This is a genomic window from Algoriphagus pacificus (assembly GCF_017254845.1).
Taxonomy (GTDB): Bacteria; Bacteroidota; Bacteroidia; order Cytophagales; family Cyclobacteriaceae; genus Algoriphagus; species Algoriphagus pacificus.
Map to the genome: position 1 here is coordinate 517,239 of NZ_JAFKCU010000003.1, position 17,567 is coordinate 534,805.

General features: G+C 38.9%; 15 protein-coding genes. 2 read left to right on the forward strand and 13 right to left on the reverse strand.

Annotated elements, in window-relative coordinates; all coding sequences use genetic code 11:
- Window positions 1-159 precede the first annotated feature (159 nt).
- Window positions 160-3,561, forward strand: a complete 3,402-nt coding sequence (locus J0A69_RS14755; RefSeq protein ID WP_206587375.1) for a HEAT repeat domain-containing protein — start codon at window positions 160-162, stop codon at window positions 3,559-3,561.
- Window positions 3,562-3,856: 295 nt separating this feature from the next.
- Here J0A69_RS14755 and J0A69_RS14760 read toward each other — a convergent pair whose 3' ends face one another.
- The 11 genes from J0A69_RS14760 to pdeM all read right to left on the reverse strand — a co-directional run bounded on the left by J0A69_RS14760 (window position 3,857) and on the right by pdeM (window position 14,562).
- Window positions 3,857-5,323, reverse strand: coding sequence for a hypothetical protein (locus J0A69_RS14760; RefSeq protein WP_206587376.1), 1,467 nt, complete (start codon window positions 5,321-5,323; stop codon window positions 3,857-3,859).
- A gap of 11 nt (window positions 5,324-5,334) precedes the next feature.
- Entirely contained in the window at window positions 5,335-8,220 is a 2,886-nt protein-coding gene (locus J0A69_RS14765; protein WP_206587377.1) for a TonB-dependent receptor, read from the reverse strand.
- Window positions 8,221-8,545: 325 nt separating this feature from the next.
- Window positions 8,546-8,884 (reverse strand): gliding motility protein GldC, encoded by a 339-nt coding sequence (gldC, locus tag J0A69_RS14770; RefSeq protein ID WP_206587378.1) that lies wholly within the window; start codon window positions 8,882-8,884, stop codon window positions 8,546-8,548.
- 59 nt (window positions 8,885-8,943) lie between these two features.
- The gene (locus J0A69_RS14775) at window positions 8,944-9,603 is read right to left on the reverse strand and encodes a 3-oxoacid CoA-transferase subunit B (RefSeq protein ID WP_206587379.1); all 660 of its coding nucleotides are present in this window, start codon (window positions 9,601-9,603) and stop codon (window positions 8,944-8,946) included.
- Between the two features lie 11 nt (window positions 9,604-9,614).
- Complete coding sequence (locus J0A69_RS14780) at window positions 9,615-10,310, reverse strand: CoA transferase subunit A (RefSeq protein ID WP_206587380.1); 696 nt, start codon at window positions 10,308-10,310, stop codon at window positions 9,615-9,617.
- Window positions 10,311-10,322: 12 nt separating this feature from the next.
- On the reverse strand, window positions 10,323-11,246 hold the full coding sequence (locus J0A69_RS14785; RefSeq protein WP_206587381.1) for a bifunctional riboflavin kinase/FAD synthetase: 924 nt from the start codon (window positions 11,244-11,246) through the stop codon (window positions 10,323-10,325).
- Between the two features lie 17 nt (window positions 11,247-11,263).
- Window positions 11,264-11,947: a tRNA pseudouridine(55) synthase TruB gene (truB, locus tag J0A69_RS14790; protein WP_206587382.1), complete on the reverse strand. Its 684-nt coding sequence runs from the start codon at window positions 11,945-11,947 to the stop codon at window positions 11,264-11,266.
- 1 nt (window position 11,948) lies between these two features.
- On the reverse strand, window positions 11,949-12,743 hold the full coding sequence (locus J0A69_RS14795; protein WP_206587383.1) for an undecaprenyl-diphosphate phosphatase: 795 nt from the start codon (window positions 12,741-12,743) through the stop codon (window positions 11,949-11,951).
- A gap of 2 nt (window positions 12,744-12,745) precedes the next feature.
- The gene (locus J0A69_RS14800; protein WP_206587384.1) at window positions 12,746-12,955 is read right to left on the reverse strand and encodes a DUF3098 domain-containing protein; all 210 of its coding nucleotides are present in this window, start codon (window positions 12,953-12,955) and stop codon (window positions 12,746-12,748) included.
- A 1-nt stretch (window position 12,956) separates the two neighbouring features.
- Entirely contained in the window at window positions 12,957-13,847 is an 891-nt protein-coding gene (locus tag J0A69_RS14805) for a cell division protein FtsX (protein ID WP_206587385.1), read from the reverse strand.
- A gap of 55 nt (window positions 13,848-13,902) precedes the next feature.
- A complete protein-coding gene (gene pdeM, locus J0A69_RS14810) occupies window positions 13,903-14,562 on the reverse strand; it encodes a ligase-associated DNA damage response endonuclease PdeM (protein WP_206587386.1) in 660 nt (219 codons plus the stop codon).
- 71 nt (window positions 14,563-14,633) lie between these two features.
- Between pdeM and J0A69_RS14815 the strand changes: the two genes are divergently transcribed.
- Window positions 14,634-15,071 carry a DUF2147 domain-containing protein gene (locus J0A69_RS14815; RefSeq protein WP_206587387.1) on the forward strand — a complete coding sequence of 146 codons (438 nt, stop codon included), beginning with the start codon at window positions 14,634-14,636 and terminating at the stop codon, window positions 15,069-15,071.
- 17 nt (window positions 15,072-15,088) lie between these two features.
- Here the strand turns inward: J0A69_RS14815 and J0A69_RS14820 are convergent, their stop codons facing one another.
- Complete coding sequence (locus J0A69_RS14820) at window positions 15,089-16,141, reverse strand: homoserine O-acetyltransferase family protein (protein WP_206587388.1); 1,053 nt, start codon at window positions 16,139-16,141, stop codon at window positions 15,089-15,091.
- Between the two features lie 12 nt (window positions 16,142-16,153).
- A complete protein-coding gene (locus tag J0A69_RS14825; protein ID WP_206587389.1) occupies window positions 16,154-17,455 on the reverse strand; it encodes an O-acetylhomoserine aminocarboxypropyltransferase/cysteine synthase family protein in 1,302 nt (433 codons plus the stop codon).
- Window positions 17,456-17,567 lie beyond the last annotated feature (112 nt).

Sequence of the window (17,567 nt, forward strand, 5' to 3'; positions counted from 1 at the left end):
TTTTTGTTTTATGGTTGTTAGTGGTTAAAGTGAACAAAAACCCGATCCTTGATCGGGTTTTTTGTTTTTAAGGCCAACATTATTTTAATGGTCTTTATCCCTCCTTGAAAATGATTATTTTGGGAAAAATTAGAACTCTTACAAAAGCTTTTGCCCAAAATGAGAAAGACCTATGCCAAATACCTATTGGCCGCATCAATTCCGATACTTTATTCTTGCTCTCAAGAGAAAGTAGACTTACGCGAGAAAACCCTGACTAAAGAAGAAATTTCAGCGATGTCTCAGGCAGCTGAAAATGAAGTGAGTCCAACCTTAGCGGATGGACTTGAATTGAGTTTATGGGCTGTGGATTCATTGATTTATGATCCTATTTCCATCCAAGTCACAGATGATGGAAAGTTGTATTACACTAGAACAAATCGTCAGAAGAACTCCGAATTTGATATCAGAGGACATCAAGACTGGGAAATTGAATCAATCAGTCTACAATCGATAGAAGAAAAACGATCTTTTCTTCAAAAGACACTTTCACCGGAAATGTCAGATAAAAACACTTGGTTGGCGGATGTCAATGGAGATGGATCACATGACTGGAGAGATATGACAGTAGAGCAGGAGGAAATTTACCGCATCGAAGATAAAGACGGTGACGGGATGGCTGACTACTCACAAATGATGGTTCAGGACTTTCATGATGTGACTACCGATGTAGCCGGTGCCTTGCTGAAATTGAATGATAACCTTTTTGTAGGGGTAGGTCCTGATCTCTGGAGACTATCGGATAAAAACGACGATGGAATCATGGATGAAAAAGAGTCCATATCCCACGGATATGGAGTTCACATTGGTTTTGGAGGACATGGAATGTCTGGACTTGAAGTTGGTCCTGATGGCAGAATATATTGGGGAATCGGAGATATAGGTTTCAATGGAAAAGGTCCTGATGGAACTGAATGGAAATACCCAAACAGAGGGGTAGTCGTAAGAGCCAATCCTGATGGAAGTGATTTCGAAGTGTTTGCCATGGGTGTGAGAAATACCCATGAGTTTACTTTTGACCAATACAATAATTTAATTTCTGTAGATAACGACGGTGATCACGGAGGAGAAAGTGAAAGACTGGTTTATTTGGTAAATGGCTCTGATACTGGCTGGAGAACCAATTGGCAGTTTGGTAAATACAGAGACCCTAAAAACAATACCTACAAGGTATGGATGGATGAGAAGCTTTTCTTGCCAAGACATGAAGGCCAAGCGGCTTATATCACTCCTCCGATATTAAATTATGTCAATGGACCTACCGGTATGGTTTACAATCCGGGAACTGCCATGGGCGAAAAATGGACCAATACCTTTTTTGTAGCCTCTTTCGTTGGTAATCCAACTTCTTCCGGCATTCATGCATTTAAGTTGGAGCCTGAAGGAGCTACTTTTAAGTTGGCTCAAACTGAAAAAGTAATGGGTGGAGTATTGGCTACTGGTTTGGATTTTGGTCCAGATGGTGCGCTTTATTTTGCCGATTGGATTAACGGTTGGAATACCAAGAATTCTGGAAGAGTTTGGAAATTGGATGATACTGCCGGTAAAAACTGGGAGGCAAGAAAAATCACTGCTCAAGTGATGAAAACTGATTTTGCTACTTTGACTGATGAGGCATTAGGTGAATTCCTAGGTGATGCAGACATGAGAATCAGAAGAAAAGCACAGTTTGAACTTGCCAAAAGAGGAGAAGATGGAGCCGCTGTATTCCAAAATGCACTCAATCAAAATTCCAATCAACTAGCTAGAATCCATGCTATCGTGGGAACAAGTCAATTGGCTAGAATGGAAGATATGGCCTATGCAGACGCTTTGATCCCATTGTTGAAGGACAATGATCCAGAAATCAGAGCGCAGGCAGCTAAATGGCTGGGAGATATTAAGTATGCAAAGTCCGGTGAGTCTTTGTTGCCTCTTTTGAAGGACTCAGCCATCCGAGTTAGATTCTTTGCTTCTGAAGCTTTGGGCAGAATAGCCTATGAACCTGCCATCAATGGGTTAATTGAAGTCTTGAGAGAAAATAATGATGAAGATGCCTACTTGAGACATGCAGCGAGTTTGGCTTTGGCGAGGATCAATAAAAAAGAACCAATCATTGCTTTGGCAAATGATCCTTCTCCAGCAGTGAGACTAGGCGCTGTACTAGCTTTGAGAAGAATGGCTGATCCAGGAATCAAGGCGTTTTTGGCTGATTCCGATGACTATATCGTAACAGAGGCTGCTAGAGCGATCAATGATGATTTTTCAATTGAAGGGGCACTTCCTGCCTTGGGAGATTTATTGGTAACTACTTCATCCCAAAATGAGCCTTTGATCAGAAGAGCGATCAATGCCAACCTTCGAGTTGGGACACAACAAGCTTTGGATAACTTGAAAGCTTATGTTTCTAAGCCTGGAATCGATTCTGAATTGAAAGCCGAAGCAATTGCAACTATTGGTTCTTGGGCTAGTCCATCTGTGCTAGACAGGGTAGATGGTAGAAATAGAGGAGAAATAAGCCGAGAGCTTGGACCGGTTCAGCAATCTGTTGCTGGTACTCTAGAAAGTGCTTTGAATGACCAAGATCCTGCGATCCGTGTGGCAGCTGCTAAAGCTATTGGTAATCTTAAAATCAAAGATGCCGATGCGAAACTTTTGGCATTGCTGAAATCGGATAGAGATGATCAGGTGAGGGTAGAAGCTATCAAAGCTCTTTCTGCAACAAGTCCTGAAAACATTTCTCAACCAATTGAAATTGCCATGAACGATCAATCCAAGGACGTTAGAGTGGTAGGATTGGATCTTTTAACCAAAACAGACGTTCCTGCTGATTTGATGGAAAAACTATTGAAAGATGTGATCCAAAACAGATCAATTGAAGAAAGACAAGCGGCTTTATTAAGCTTGGGCAATTTGCCAAATTCAGCAAATCTTGAAATATGGAACACTCTTTTGGAAGACCTGAAAAACAACAAACTTCCAAATGAAGTGATGATCGAATTGGAGGAAGCAGTAGCAGAAACAGAGTCTGAACAACTTCAAACCAAATACGATCAGATTCAACAAGAGCGCACCAATGGAGACCTAGTGGCACTTTATAGCGGTGCACTCGAAGGCGGAAGTGTAAGAGCTGGTCGGGCTATTTTCTTCCAGAACCAGGCTGCCCAATGTATCAGATGCCATGGCTATGATGATATGGGCGGAACTGCAGGCCCTCACCTAAATGGTGTCGCAAATAGAATTTCTAAGACTCAATTGTTGGAGGCTTTGATCGAACCAAGCAAGAGATTGGCTCCAGGTTTTGGCTTTGTACAGCTTAAACTGAATGATGGAACAGCTGTAAATGGAACTTTGATGGAAGAAAAAGCAGATGGTATTGTTGTTAAAGAAGCATCAAAACCAGAAGCTTTCATCGCCAATAGTGATATAGCAGAAAGAAAGAATTCTCCGTCAAGTATGCCTGATATGAAGGAAATATTGACCAAAAGACAAATCCGTGATCTGGTAAGTTTCTTAGGCACTTTGAATAAAGAATGGGAATAAGAAAAGTAATTATTTCGCTATTCATCTTGGGGATCATCGTTTATACGGTGATCCCTTTGGTTTTAATATTTCTTTGAAAGGGAAAATTACCTCACTCAGATATCCCGGAATTAGATTATTCAATTTTTTCATCTGAGATAAAAAAACTAGTTGAATCAATTCAAAAAAGCTAAATATAAAAGTATCGATACTTAACAGTTGAGTGAATTTATCTTTATGTAAATCCCTGATGTAAATAAAAAAAGGCGCAAAAAAAGGGCTTATCCAATCTGGATAAGCCCTTTTTCAGTTTTAATTAATTAATTGGGAGGTCATTTCCAACAACAGTATTGGGATTGATCAAAGGAATATTCGAACCCCATTTAGCATTAATTTGCTCTATAAATTCATTTGCTATGAAAGCATGAGCTCTGCCATTTGGATGAATACCATCTACAGAAATCCCACCATTTGGAGGAATAATACTTGCTGTCAGTGCCTGACCATTAAATCTAACTCCACCCTGAAGTACTTGATTCAAAAAAGATTTAACATCTACTAAAACCAAACGTGCGTCAGAGCTTTGTACAGCCGATTGAATAATTTGATTAAAGGCATCAATTCTAGATTGAACTTCATTTTGCTCAACTGTAGTCAATACATAAGTATCTTCAACTGGATAACTTACCCCCCGAATACTTTGAGGATTGTTATTTACAGGCTGTCCTAATACTTGAGAAAGTGTTAAGGTTGATTTGTCAGAAGAATTACTTTGGCGGATGGAAGGTAAACCAAAACCTGTTAAATCTGTCAGATTTTCATCAGTCATTAGATATCCATTTTGACCAGCAACAAAGTTTACCGTACGTAATGCGCGTTCCTCAGCTGAAATAGCCCCCATAGTTTCTAATTGAACAAGTCCTCCATTATAGGCTGCAAAATTTTGATTTACAAAAGCTGCAGTTTGAGCATCAAGAGGAAGTGAATTCCAAGGAACCAAATTGAAATATGGTAAAACATTCAAATCTGGAATATTTCCAACAGCGCCCTTTGCTTCTGGCACAGTAGCTAAAAAAGTTCCAAGAGCCGCATTGAATCTTCCTGTAAAATCTGATACAGAAGTCAGTAAAGCGGGATTAGAGGCTCCTCCAACTGCATAACCTAATACATCGCTACTTCCTAACCAAAATGTAAAGAAAGTACCACCATTTGCTAGGGCAGATGCAGCGTCACCAATTGGAGTGGAAACTCCAGGCTGTGTAGCAAATCTAGCGTAATATGGATTATAAGCAGGATTTTGAGGTACATTAGGCCCACCAGTCTGAGGAATCAAAGCTAAGCCCAAAGTCATGTTTGGTACTGAGAAATTATTTAAGGATGCTTTGTCCCCGCTAAATGGTCCTGGAAAATCCCCGGTTCCTATAGGAGCAGGAGCAGTAGTTCCATTTTGTGTTCTTAATATCAATCTACCTAAGGGAACTCCTCCAGGTCCAACTGCAAAAAAACCATTCTCAGAATTAATAGAAGGAACATTAAATCCTGATCCATTAATTGTCTCCATCTGAGCTGCCATTTGTACCGCAAAAGAATTTTGTTGGCCTCTAGTATAGAGTGCACCATCCATAAACCCAGCTGCAATACCATCTCCAATCACAACCATTTTGCTAAAATCGGCTTCTCCTTGGCTAGGCTCTGAAGTTGGGGTTTCAGGAAAATCATAGGTACAAGAAAATGCCATTCCTATGATTGAACCAAATGCTATATTTCTAGTTATCTTTTTCATTGCAATAATTTTTATCTCAACAACTCATCAAAGGTGATAGATAGGTAATAGATAGCTCCGATAGTCGGACCACCAAAATTCAGGAAGTACCTATTGTTTGTAATATTAGATCCACCAAGCTTAAAGATCGATTTCATTGAGGAAACCTTAAAGCTAACCTGTGCATCAACTGTAGTTACGGCAGGAACTTCTCCTCTAGCAAATGAAGATTCCCAACGGAATGCAGATTGACTTCGCAAAGCAACATTGAAACCTAAATTCTTTGCAATTTTTCTATTTCCAAATGAGATATTCCCTTTATGCTCTGGAGTATTAAAGTCATTCAAGAAACCTTCAGCAGGTGCTGTTAACAGTTTGTTGAAATTATAATTACCTGATAGGGTAAAATTGCTTGGGAGATTAAATGTCATCCCTAACGCCATTCCATGTGCCTTCACTTCACTGCCTGTAAAATTTGTATAGGTTTGGAAAGTGTTTTCTTGTCCTGGTGTGGTTACAGGTGTCAAAAGGGATGGAGCATTTACTGCGTTTATTGCCAATTGGTCACCATTAGCAGGAGTAGGGTAGACAGGCCCTGGAGCTTTTCTTACTGCATTTTGAGTGATAAAATCGTTGTATATATTATAATAATATGCGAAGTCTATCATGATTTTGCTGCTGTTCAACAGACTTTTATAACCTACTTCAAACGATTGAACCTGTTCAGGTCTGAGTTCAGGAAAATCTGACTCGGTTGCAGGAACCAATAATGAAGTTGCTTCAGGTGAAACAGGACTTACACCAGAACCAACTTTTTCCACATATTTTTCAACGGATGCCATTGTAAAGGCATTATTAAATATGTCATACTTCTCTCGATAATAAGGAAGGCCACCAATCAACCTTGCCGACACTACATTTAGATCAATATGCTGACCCTGTGTGGTAGGCATTCTGAAACCAGTCTGATAAGAAAACCTGAAATTGTGGTTTCTTTCTGTGAATACTCCAGAAACTCGTGGGCTAAACTGGCCATCAAAATTTTCATTTTTATCATATCTCAATGAGGCCATTAATTTCAATTTATCTCTAAGCACTTTCTTACCTGCTTGCGCATATGCACCAAATTCAGAGATAGTAATATCATTACCTTCGACATCAGCGAAGATTGTACCGTTGGAATTCAAATCATATACTCTATAAGAGCCCCCAACTTGTAAGTCTATAACATCAATTTCGTTACTGAAATCATATTGTCCTTCAACCATGTACATACTTGACTGATCATTGAATAAAGAACCTTGAGGAATAAAATTGGATCTTACTTCTTGAGATGCATTTTCAAATTCAGGAGTTCCAGGCATTATTCTACCAGTGTCAGCAAAGTCTCTAGCTGCTTGATGAGCAATTGCTTGTTGCTGGGTATTCCCTAGTTGACCTGGGGTAACTCCCTGTTGAGCAAGTGCACCCATGTAGGCAATTCCATAACCTCCAAACCAAGAGGAATTGTCCTTCCACATACTATTAATATTAACGCCAGTCAAATCAGCAATATAGGACTCACCAGAGTTTTCACGCGTCGTATAAGCTCTAAGGAAAAAGTTACTTCCTCTTAGTTCTAACTTATGTTGGCTAATTTCAAAATTTCTCAATGAATACCGCTGGGCACCAGTATATACAGAAGTTCCAGCACCGTAATTCAATGAATAACTTAACTCGGCTCTATCATTTAGCCTCCAATATAATCCTGTATTTATCTTATAATTTTTAGCTCCATAATCAACCAAAAACCTCTCATCGTAGCCAGTTCTTGATACTAACTGATCTGGTAAGCTATTTAGATAGCCACCAAGACCTAAAGCATTTGCTTGTTGTTGAATAGCTCCAACATTTTTGAGTAACCCAATATTGTTCGAAACTTCATCGCCAAAAACGTGAATTCGATTTGCTCCTGGATTGAAAGGTAAGTCTCCCTGAGTGGCTTCATTTAAATCAGTCTGATCAGTTCCATACCAATCAGTTGCTTGCATGAATGAAGCATTAACTTTAAAAGCAAATTTATTATTAAATGCTTTCGCATAGCGAATAGAACCCTCATACATTGGTTGAGGGCTAGTAGGCTCACCTGGACGACCATTAAAATGGTTGAAACCCTGCTTGTAAAAGGCACTTAATCCCTGATATTCAAATGCATTTTTACTATTTACTAACAGTATACCATTAAAAGCATTAGGACCATATAGGGCAGAAGCAGCTCCTGGAATAAATTCTAAACTCTCCACGTCCAACTCTGAAGGTCCATTTAGATTTCCTATTGGGAAATTCAATGCTGGTGCCTGAGTATCCATTCCATCAGTAAGTTGGACAAACCTTGTATTTCCAGTTGAGTTAAACCCTCGGGCGTTTATAATTTGAAAATTAATGGAGGAACTGGTTACATCAACACCTTTTAGGTTTGCTATGGACTTATAATAACTATCTGAAGGAGTGTCGCGAATAGCCAGAATATCCATTTTTTCGATGGAGACGGGAGATTGCAGGATATTTTCTTCAACACGAGAGGCAGATATGACTACCTCTTGCCCTAACATATACTGCTCTTCCATTTTAATATCCAGGGGCCCTGAAGGTGGATTATCAAAGTTTACTTCAATTGTCCGATATCCAACCATGGAAAACACCAATGTAAACGGAAATGGCTGGTTGACACTTAAATTAAAATTACCATCCAAATCTGTTATTGTACCAGTTACTTTTCCTTTGACAAGAATGTTGACACCTACCAGAGTTTCATTAGTATCCGTATCTGTTACAACACCAGAAACAACTGTCTGTGCAAGTAAACTGCTCGAGCTTAAGGAAACTAGAAGGAATAGCATAAACACTACCCTGTTTTTTACTTGAGTAGAAATCCTCATAGATTATATTTTTTAGTAAAATTTTAGCGGTGTTAAAAAGGTGATTAAGCTTATTTAACAAACGAATTTCATCCTAATTAGCGAATAAATTATCGAATTAGACCAAAATTTAACATGATAGTTTTTCTGGGAAAATGTGGTCTAAATGGAAACTAGGCCTGTTTTTAAAAAAAAGTTAAATAAAAAGGCCAGTTCATTAATGATCCTATTCAAAGAATTCAAAAAACTTAAAAAAAACAAAAAATGATTTTTTTTTAATTGATCTACATCAAGCAAAAAAAGCTCACCACCGGCGAGCTTTTTATTTATATTATTTTAAGAATAATTAGATTTTGCTGTTTTCTTCGTTGACATGGCGAACTAAGCGATCACAAAGGTCTTTGATTTCCTCAGACATATATTCATCTCCAGTACTATTCAAAATCGTTTGTCCCATCCCTCCAAGAATATCAATATAGAAACGTTTCATTTCCACGACAGACATATCTTCAGTCCATAGGTCAATTCTCAAAGTACTCTGATTTAAATTATCCCAGATATTCAAACTGATACTTTTAGTAGATTCAAGCCCTTCACCTTCTTTATCTGATGCATCCCAGGTGATTGCTTTTGGAAGACTTTTCTCGTCTAATTCAATTTGAAACTTAATGTCTGACTTTTTCATTCTTAGAAATTTTTCTGGTAAACCAACAGCTTACACAGGGAGTTCATTTGCTTGTAAATTTATTCAAAAACCATTTCAGGTACTTCGCCTTCAACTGTTAATTTCCCAGCTGTTTTGGCTTTTATCTCTTCCACACTGACGCCAGGAGCACGTTCTTTCAAAACAAATCCCAATTCAGGATCTACTTCCAATACCGCCAAGTCTGTTACAATTTTTTTTACGCACTTGATTCCAGTAATAGGTAGGCTACATTCTGCCAAAAGTTTAGATTGTCCATCTCTTGAGCAATGCTGCATTGCAACAATGATATTCTCGGCAGAGGCTACCAAATCCATGGCTCCACCCATTCCTTTCACCATTTTACCAGGGATTTTCCAGTTAGCTATATCGCCTTTTTCAGAAACTTCCATAGCACCAAGGATAGTCAAATGAACATGACCACCTCTGATCATTGCGAAAGATTCCGCTGAATTGAAGAGAACAGAACCTTTCACCATGGTTATGGTTTGTTTCCCAGCATTGATTAAATCCGGGTCAATATCTTCTTCCTTCGGAAAAGGACCAATTCCCAATAAGCCATTCTCGGATTGCAACACAACCTCTAAATGATCAGGAATATAATTGGCTACTAGGGTAGGGATTCCAATTCCCAAATTGATGTATTGCCCATTTTTCACTTCTTTAGCGATACGTTGGGCGATTTGATTTTTGGTTAACATGAGCTTTGGGTTTAATTGGAAACTGTTCTTTGTTCGATTCTTTTTTCATAATCTTTCCCTTGGAAAATACGCTGCACGTAAATTCCGGGACAATGAATCTCATTGGGATCCAATCCTCCAGCTTCAACCAATTCTTCAACCTCTGCAATACAGATTTTTCCAGCCGGAGCCATAATAGGATTGAAGTTTCTCGCTGTACCTTTAAAAATCAAATTTCCTGCAGTATCACCTTTCCAAGCTTTGATGATTGAAAAATCAGCTTTCAACCAACGCTCCATCAAGTAAACCTTTCCATCGAACTCTCTTGTTTCTTTTCCTTCCGCCACTTCAGTACCTACACCGGCAGGAGTGAAGAAAGCTGGGATTCCAGCCCCTCCAGCACGAACACGTTCAGCCAAAGTACCTTGCGGAATCAGCTCAACTTCCAGTTCTCCTTGAAGTAATTGCCTTTCAAATTCTGCATTTTCTCCAACGTAGCTGGAAATCATTTTCTTGACCATGTGCTTTTTGAGCAAGAGGCCAATGCCAAAATCATCTACTCCTGCATTATTGGATACAATAGTCAGGTTATTGATATCACGTTTTAAAAGTGCCGAAATACAGTTTTCTGGAATACCCGACAAACCAAAACCACCCATCATCAGCATAGCTCCAGATGGAATATCAGCTACTGCTTCAGTGGCATCTTTTACAGTTTTATTGATCATTTTATTTTGGGTTTATAGTAATGATTTGGCCATTTTTTGATCGAGGGCCAATTGATTCTTCAATGCTTCTAAGTTCTCAAATTTCTGTTCTTCCCTCAAGAAAGCTCTCAAGTAAATGGTGACTTGTTTATCATACAAATCCCCTTGGAAATCAAAAAGGTGAGCTTCCACTGTTTTCTTTGTTCCGCCAACAGTAGGTCTATTTCCAATATTAAGCATGGCCTTGTACAAAGAACCATTTACAGAAGCTTCTACAGCATAAACTCCATCTTTAGGGATAAGTTTATAATCATTCGGGATGTGAATATTTGCTGTAGGAAAGCCAATCGATCTTCCAATTTGCTGTCCTTTGATCACGAGTCCATTTAATTCATATGGGCGGCCGAGACAGCTTGTAGCAGTTGAAATATTTCCTGTCTCTAAGGCAGTTCTTATTTTTGTACTGGAAACTCCGATTTCATCCACATCCTGTCTGGAGATCTCCTCAAGTTCAAATCCAAACTTGCTATGATGTTGTTGAAGGTATTCAAAACTACCTTCTCTATTTTTTCCAAATCGATGATCGTAGCCAATCACCAATTTCTTGGTTTGGATCTTGTCCACCAAAACCATTTCAATAAACTCTCTTGAACTGAGCTGGGAAAATTCTTTGGTAAAAGGAATCGTGACCAAATGATCAATTCCAAATGACCTTAATAATTTGGTCTTCTCTTCGAATGTACTGAGCAAGCGAAGTTTATGCTCATCTGGATACAATACCAATCGAGGATGAGGCCAAAAAGTAATCAATACCGTTTCCCCTTGGATATTTCTGGCGATTTCACGGATTCTATTTAAAATCTTCTGGTGGCCCAAATGAACTCCATCAAACGTTCCACTGGTTACTACCGGATTTGGAATTTTGGGAATGTCACTTAATCCTTCATAGATTTTCATCGCACTTGCTTTAATTTTCAGGCTTCAGTTTTAGGTCTTGCCTTGATTTCTTCTACTAGGGAATTTAAATCTTTTGCATCAGAAAGATGAAAGTCACCGATTCTAGTCCTGCACAAAGCACTCATATAAGCCCCAACTTGCAGTTTTTCTCCTAAATCTCTGGCGAGACTTCTGATATAAGTTCCTTTTGAACAGGAAATTCTAAAATCAATTTCTGCCCCTACAAAACGGGTTATTTCAAACTCACGAACCTGTACTGGCCTAGCTTCCATTTTTACTTCAATGCCTTTTCTCGCAGATTCATAGACACGTTTACCATCCACTTTAATGGCAGAGTGCATAGGAGGGACCTGCAAAATATCTCCTGTAAGTTCATCCACAGCTGATTTGATATCACCTAATGTTAAGTGACTGGGGTCCGAAACCGGAACAATAGGTTTTTCCAAATCAAATGATTCAGTCGTAGCACCAAGAACGAAAGTACCAGTGTACTCTTTTTCCTGGCCCATGAAAGTTTCGATTTGCTTGGTCATTTTCCCTGCACATACGATTAATAAACCTGTTGCGAGAGGATCCAAAGTGCCAGCATGACCTACTTTCTTTATTTTCAAAGCATTTCTGACCTTCTTCACCACATCAAAGGAAGTCCATTCCTTGGGCTTATCGATTAGAAATACTTCTCCGTAAGGCTGTTCTTGCATTTTATAAATATAAGCCCCAGACGATTGCGATGATACCTACAATGAGGCAATAAACCGAAAAGTAGCTGAGTTTACTTTTTCTTACCAATTGCACCATCCAGGTACAAGCAATGACACCTGAAATAAATGCTGCCAAGAATCCAGCAGATAGGTAGCCGATTCCTTCTGTTTCCATTGACAAACCACCATCCAAAATATCTTTGGCGATTTTTCCTAAAATCAAAGGAACTACCATCAAGAATGAAAATCTGGCCGCTTTTGATTTATCTACTCCCAAAATAACAGAAGCTGAAATGGTTGCTCCAGATCTGGAGATACCCGGAAGTATCGCAATAGCCTGAGCAATACCAATTAAAAACGCTTTTGTGAAGGTCACAGGCTGATCGGTATCTTTTGCCTTATCTGCCAGAAATAACAAAATAGCTGTCAAAATCAGCATAAAACCTACAAATACAACACTTCCTCCAAAGAAGCTTTCCAGCTCCTTTTCGAAAGCTAATCCTACAATCCCTGCAGGAATCATAGAAATGAAAATCTTAACGGCAAATTTGGTTTCGTCATTCCACTTAAACTGGAAAAGACCCGAAAGTATCTCCAGGATGTCTTTGCGAAAAACTAAAACGGTACTAAGTGCTGTGGCAAAATGAACTACCACAGTAAACATCAAACCTTCTGCAGGCATTTTGCTTTCGCCAAGAATCGCTTTTCCTAATTCAAGATGCCCACTGGAAGAAACAGGCAAAAACTCGGTCAATCCCTGAATGATTCCAAGGATGATCGCATCAATAATTTCCATGCTTAATTTTTCTCAGTTTTGGCGAAGATGGCGTAAAACTCAAAAATAAATCCTGCCAAAGTAACAATTGGCCCTAAAGTCAAACCTAGGAAACCATTTCCATGGGGCTCTTTGTCCAATCCAATGATAATAAACCCTACAACGATCAGCGCAAAGCCAATTGCCATGAGCTGATAATTTTTTTTGGAAAAGGGAAAATGTGATCTGCTCATGTTAATATAATTCGTCCAAAGACATGTTTAAATATTTATTTACAGCTCGTAAAGTACTTAGAGCCGATAAGATTCCACCTACACCTACCAAAACGGCAAAAAGCATAAATAGCATCTCTTCATTATGTAACAATCCAAAACCTTCAATATTGGCCTGGGTATATTTCACAAGACTATAAAGAATAATGGAAGCAATTCCTCCTGCGAGCATCCCGAAAAACCATGCTCTGGTAATAAATGGCTTTCTAATAAAGCCTCTGGTCGCTCCAACCAATTGCATGGATCGAATCAAGAAACGCTGTGAAAACAAGGCCAATCTGATTGTATTGTTGATCAACATGATTACTGTAATGATCAGGATCAAAATAAATCCACCCATAACCAAACTGACTTTGAGGAGGTTTTTGTTGATAGAATCAACCAGATCAGTCATGTAAGAAACTTCAAATACACCGTCAATAGCTTGAATTTCTTTGACGATTGCATCCAGTTGCTCAGAAGTCTGAAATTCCTCAGCTATGGTAATGACAAAACTATCCCGGAGCGGATTGTCTTCCAGGAATTTCGTAAAGTCTTCTCCCGTACTTTCTATAAAAGTTGCAGCGGCTTCCTCATCAGAAATAAAACGTAATCCAGTGGTATCACTTTTCTGAAGGATAAAAGGCCGGTTTTCTAAGTTCTCCTGAATTGCTGAAATTTCCTCATCTTCAATATTCTTATCCAAAAACACCTGAACTTCGATGTTTTCACGGATCATACTGGTGAGGGATTTTGCCTGGATAAGGATGACACCAAACAAGCCAACGATAAATAGAGAAAGGGTGGTACTGAATAAGACACTTCCGAATTTAAAGTGGCCTAGTATTTTTTTCTTCCTGGGTTGGTTTGCCATAGATTTAGTTTTCTGCTCAAAAATAATCAGCCTATCCCTTATAACCAATCTTAAATCAGGAAAGGATCGGAATCACTTTTTCTTTTGTCACACCAAATATCTGATCTCCGGGTTTGGGTTTCATTAAAGCAAGGCCAGTAAAACTCCCAAAAGCAGGTAAAATCAGTTGGTTTGGTTTGTAAAAGAAACAAGATAACCGAATAGACTGTCTAGCTTTCCCTACAAGTCTTATGCCCGGATGAATATGTCCGCATAAATTTAACTTTCCTACAGGAATTTCTTCCAACGGCTCATGGGAGAGAAGCAGTTCACCTAGTTCCAAACAACCTTTATGAACTTCAAAAGCAGAATTTCTATAGGCCCTTTCATCCAAAATATCATGGTTGCCTAAAACCAGGTGAAATGTCACTTCCGTAAATTGTTTTAGAAAATCATTCAAAACCTCCCATTGGCCATTCCAATCACTGTGGAATAAATCCCCCAGAAAATAAATGGTGGATGGAGAAAAAACAGAAATCAATGCCTGCAAGTTATATAAGTCAGCATTGTGGATGGGTTCAGGAATTGGAACTCCTGATTTTCTGAAATGAGCTGCTTTACCAAAATGTAGGTCAGCAATGAAAAGAGCTTTATGAGAGGGGCAATAAACAGCCTTTTCTTTCAATAAAATCAGCTCTGTTTGCTGGAACATTATGGTAGAAATGCTTAATTTCATGTATACTTTTTGATGATTTATTAATGAACTTTAAATCTATTAGAAAATAGATAAGTAAAAGGGATGTTTTTATGAGATACTGTCAATTTGCTTCGCTAATATTTCTTTCACTTCTTTCCTTTAATGGAATGGCTCAAAGTAATACCCAAATTTTGGGTACTTGGTTCAACACTGAGAAAACTGCTCAGATTGAAATCATGAATTCGGGAGAGGAGTTTCTAGGGAAAATCATTTGGTTGAATCCAGCCACCAAAGATGGCCAACCGGTACTGGATAAAGCAAATGAAAATGAAAAATTAAGAAATAGGCCCATTATGGGTTTGACGATTTTGGAAGGCTTAAAATACGATGGAGGAGTCTGGAAAGGAGGGAAGATCTACGATCCTAATTCAGGCAAAACTTATTCCTGCGAGCTGAAGCTAAAAAGTCCCGAAAAATTGGAAGTCAAAGGTTTCCTAGGCTTTTCTTGGATAGGTAAAACAGTGGAATGGACCAAAGTGATAAAATAAAAGCGGGAATCCCCGCTTTATTTATTTTCTAAGTAAAATGATTGTAGGAAGTAAGCCAACTGTTCAAATTCTATCAGGAAAGCATCATGACCAGCTGTGGAGATAATTTCTTTGAAAGTTCCTTTTCTCGCATGCTGAGATATAAATCTGGATTCCTCTGATAGAAACAACAGATCAGAATTAACGCCAATAGACAAAATTCTGGCTTTGATTTCCTGAATAGCTTTAACTACACCGCCTCTTCCACGGCCTAAGTCATGACTGTCCATCGTTTTGCTCAAAGTCCAATAAGAAAGCGCATTAAATCTTTTAGTGATTTTATGCCCTTGGTATCTCAAATAAGAAGAGGCTCTAAAACCGTCTAACTTTTCATCTGAATCCAACTGTTTCTTTTGAAAATCATCTGGATGTCTATAACTCAACATTGCGATGGCTCTTGCTGCTTCCAGTCCTTTAATTCCAGCTTCTGCTTTCTGTTCTCCCCAGCTTTGATCTGATTCGATAGCCATTCTTTGGGCTTCATTTAATCCGATCACCCAAGGACTGCTTTTGGCTGTGGAAGCCAGAATTACGGCATTTGATAATCTTTCTCCCAACAAATAAGCCCATTCTAAACCAACTTGTCCTCCAAGCGAACCACCGATTAGCGTATGGATTTTTTCAATCCCCAAATGCTCTCGTAGAATCTCGAGACTATTAGCCAAATCCCTTGTGCTTACTTGAGGAAAATCATAGTAATAAGGTTGGCCATTGGATGGATTAATGCTGAGAGGATTGGTAGAACCATAACAAGAGCCTAGAAGGTTGGCGCAGATAATGAAATGCTGGGAAGGATCAAAAAACTTATCCTCCCCAATTAATCCATTCCACCAATCTGAGGCATTGGAATCTCCTGTCAAGGCATGAATGACCCAAATAACATTCGAACGTTCTTCATTGATTTGCCCATAAGTGGTGTAGGTTAATTCAAATTCCGGAAGAATTTCTCCTGACTCCAATTCAAATGGTTTGTTTGAATGATACAATTCTTGGGACATTGTAATGGTTGCGAATTGACTTTTTAAATTCATTAATTACTCTACTTATAATTTATCAAATGCTTGCTGTAGGTCTGCCTTGATATCGTCTATGTGTTCAATTCCTACAGAAATTCGAAGCAAACTTGGTGTTACCCCAGCTGCCAATTGCTCCTCATCAGAAAGCTGCTGATGGGTTGTTGCAGATGGCTGAATAATGAGTGTTTTTGCATCCCCGACATTTGCCAAATGAGATACTAATTGAAGACTGTTGATGAAGGTTGACGCTTGCTCTTTATCTCCTTTGATTTCAAAACTCAACACTCCGCCAAAGCCATTTTTGAGATATTTTTTGGCCAAAGAATGATAAGGGGAAGAAGCCAAACCAGGATAGTTTACCTTCTGAACTTTTGGATGGTTTTCTAACCAAGAAGCAACGGCCAAAGCATTATCAACTGTTCTTTGTACTCTAAGGGAGAGCGTTTCAATACCTTGTAATAGTAAGAATGAATTGAAAGGGGAGATGGCTGGACCAAAGTCTCTTAAACCTTCTACACGAGCTCTGATCGCAAAAGCAATATTCGGTAAGCCAAGAGGATTATTTTCTCCAAAAACTTCCCAAAAATTCAATCCATGATATCCTTCAGATGGTTCGGAGAATTGTGGGTATTTTCCATTTCCCCAATAGAAATTACCTGCATCCACGATGATTCCTCCGATGGATGTACCATGCCCACCAATCCATTTGGTAGCTGAAGATGTAACAACATTGGCACCATGAGCAATCGGCTGAAATAAATAACCACCAGCTCCAAAAGTGTTGTCGACAACTAATGGAATATCATGCTTTTTGGCCAAAGCTGCGATGGATTCAAAGTCAGGGATGTTGAATTCAGGATTACCGATAGTCTCCAAATAAATCGCTTTGGTTTTATCATCAATCAAACTTTCAAAAGAAGATGCATCATTCCCTTTGGCAAATCTCGCCTCGATTCCAATTCTTTTAAAAGCAACTTTAAATTGATTGTAAGTACCTCCATATAGGAATGATGTAGATACAAAGTTTTCCCCAGCAGATAGAATATTATTCAAAGCCAAAAACTGCGCTGCTTGTCCAGAAGCTGTTGCCACAGCAGCCACTCCACCTTCAAGGGTAGCAATTCTCTTCTCAAAAACATCAGTCGTAGGATTCATGATCCTGGTGTAGATGTTACCGAATTCCTTCAACCCGAAAAGATTTGCACCGTGCTCGGCACTGTTAAAAACATAGGATGTAGTCTGATAAATAGGAACTGCCCTAGAGTTTGTGGCTGAGTCCGGTTCCTGGCCAGCATGAAGCTGTAGCGTTTCAAAATGTAAATTAGACATAGGTAAATAGAGTTTATTGTGAAAAGAAGGGTATAGGCTACCCGAATTATTAAAAGATTCTTACAAAATGGATTTGGCAAAAGACATTCATGTTCCTCCGTAACAGAGAAAA

Bases quoted from the DNA above. Each gene is read 5' to 3' on its own strand.
- J0A69_RS14755 (WP_206587375.1), top strand. From the start codon at position 160: ATGAGAAAGACCTATGCCAAATACCTATTGGCCGCATCAATTCCGATA.
- J0A69_RS14760 (WP_206587376.1), bottom strand. From the start codon at position 5,323: ATGAAAAAGATAACTAGAAATATAGCATTTGGTTCAATCATAGGAATG.
- J0A69_RS14765 (WP_206587377.1), bottom strand. From the start codon at position 8,220: ATGAGGATTTCTACTCAAGTAAAAAACAGGGTAGTGTTTATGCTATTC.
- gldC (WP_206587378.1), bottom strand. From the start codon at position 8,884: ATGAAAAAGTCAGACATTAAGTTTCAAATTGAATTAGACGAGAAAAGT.
- J0A69_RS14775 (WP_206587379.1), bottom strand. From the start codon at position 9,603: ATGTTAACCAAAAATCAAATCGCCCAACGTATCGCTAAAGAAGTGAAA.
- J0A69_RS14780 (WP_206587380.1), bottom strand. From the start codon at position 10,310: ATGATCAATAAAACTGTAAAAGATGCCACTGAAGCAGTAGCTGATATT.
- J0A69_RS14785 (WP_206587381.1), bottom strand. From the start codon at position 11,246: ATGAAAATCTATGAAGGATTAAGTGACATTCCCAAAATTCCAAATCCG.
- truB (WP_206587382.1), bottom strand. From the start codon at position 11,947: ATGCAAGAACAGCCTTACGGAGAAGTATTTCTAATCGATAAGCCCAAG.
- J0A69_RS14795 (WP_206587383.1), bottom strand. From the start codon at position 12,743: ATGGAAATTATTGATGCGATCATCCTTGGAATCATTCAGGGATTGACC.
- J0A69_RS14800 (WP_206587384.1), bottom strand. From the start codon at position 12,955: ATGAGCAGATCACATTTTCCCTTTTCCAAAAAAAATTATCAGCTCATG.
- J0A69_RS14805 (WP_206587385.1), bottom strand. From the start codon at position 13,847: ATGGCAAACCAACCCAGGAAGAAAAAAATACTAGGCCACTTTAAATTC.
- pdeM (WP_206587386.1), bottom strand. From the start codon at position 14,562: ATGAAATTAAGCATTTCTACCATAATGTTCCAGCAAACAGAGCTGATT.
- J0A69_RS14815 (WP_206587387.1), top strand. From the start codon at position 14,634: ATGAGATACTGTCAATTTGCTTCGCTAATATTTCTTTCACTTCTTTCC.
- J0A69_RS14820 (WP_206587388.1), bottom strand. From the start codon at position 16,141: ATGAATTTAAAAAGTCAATTCGCAACCATTACAATGTCCCAAGAATTG.
- J0A69_RS14825 (WP_206587389.1), bottom strand. From the start codon at position 17,455: ATGTCTAATTTACATTTTGAAACGCTACAGCTTCATGCTGGCCAGGAA.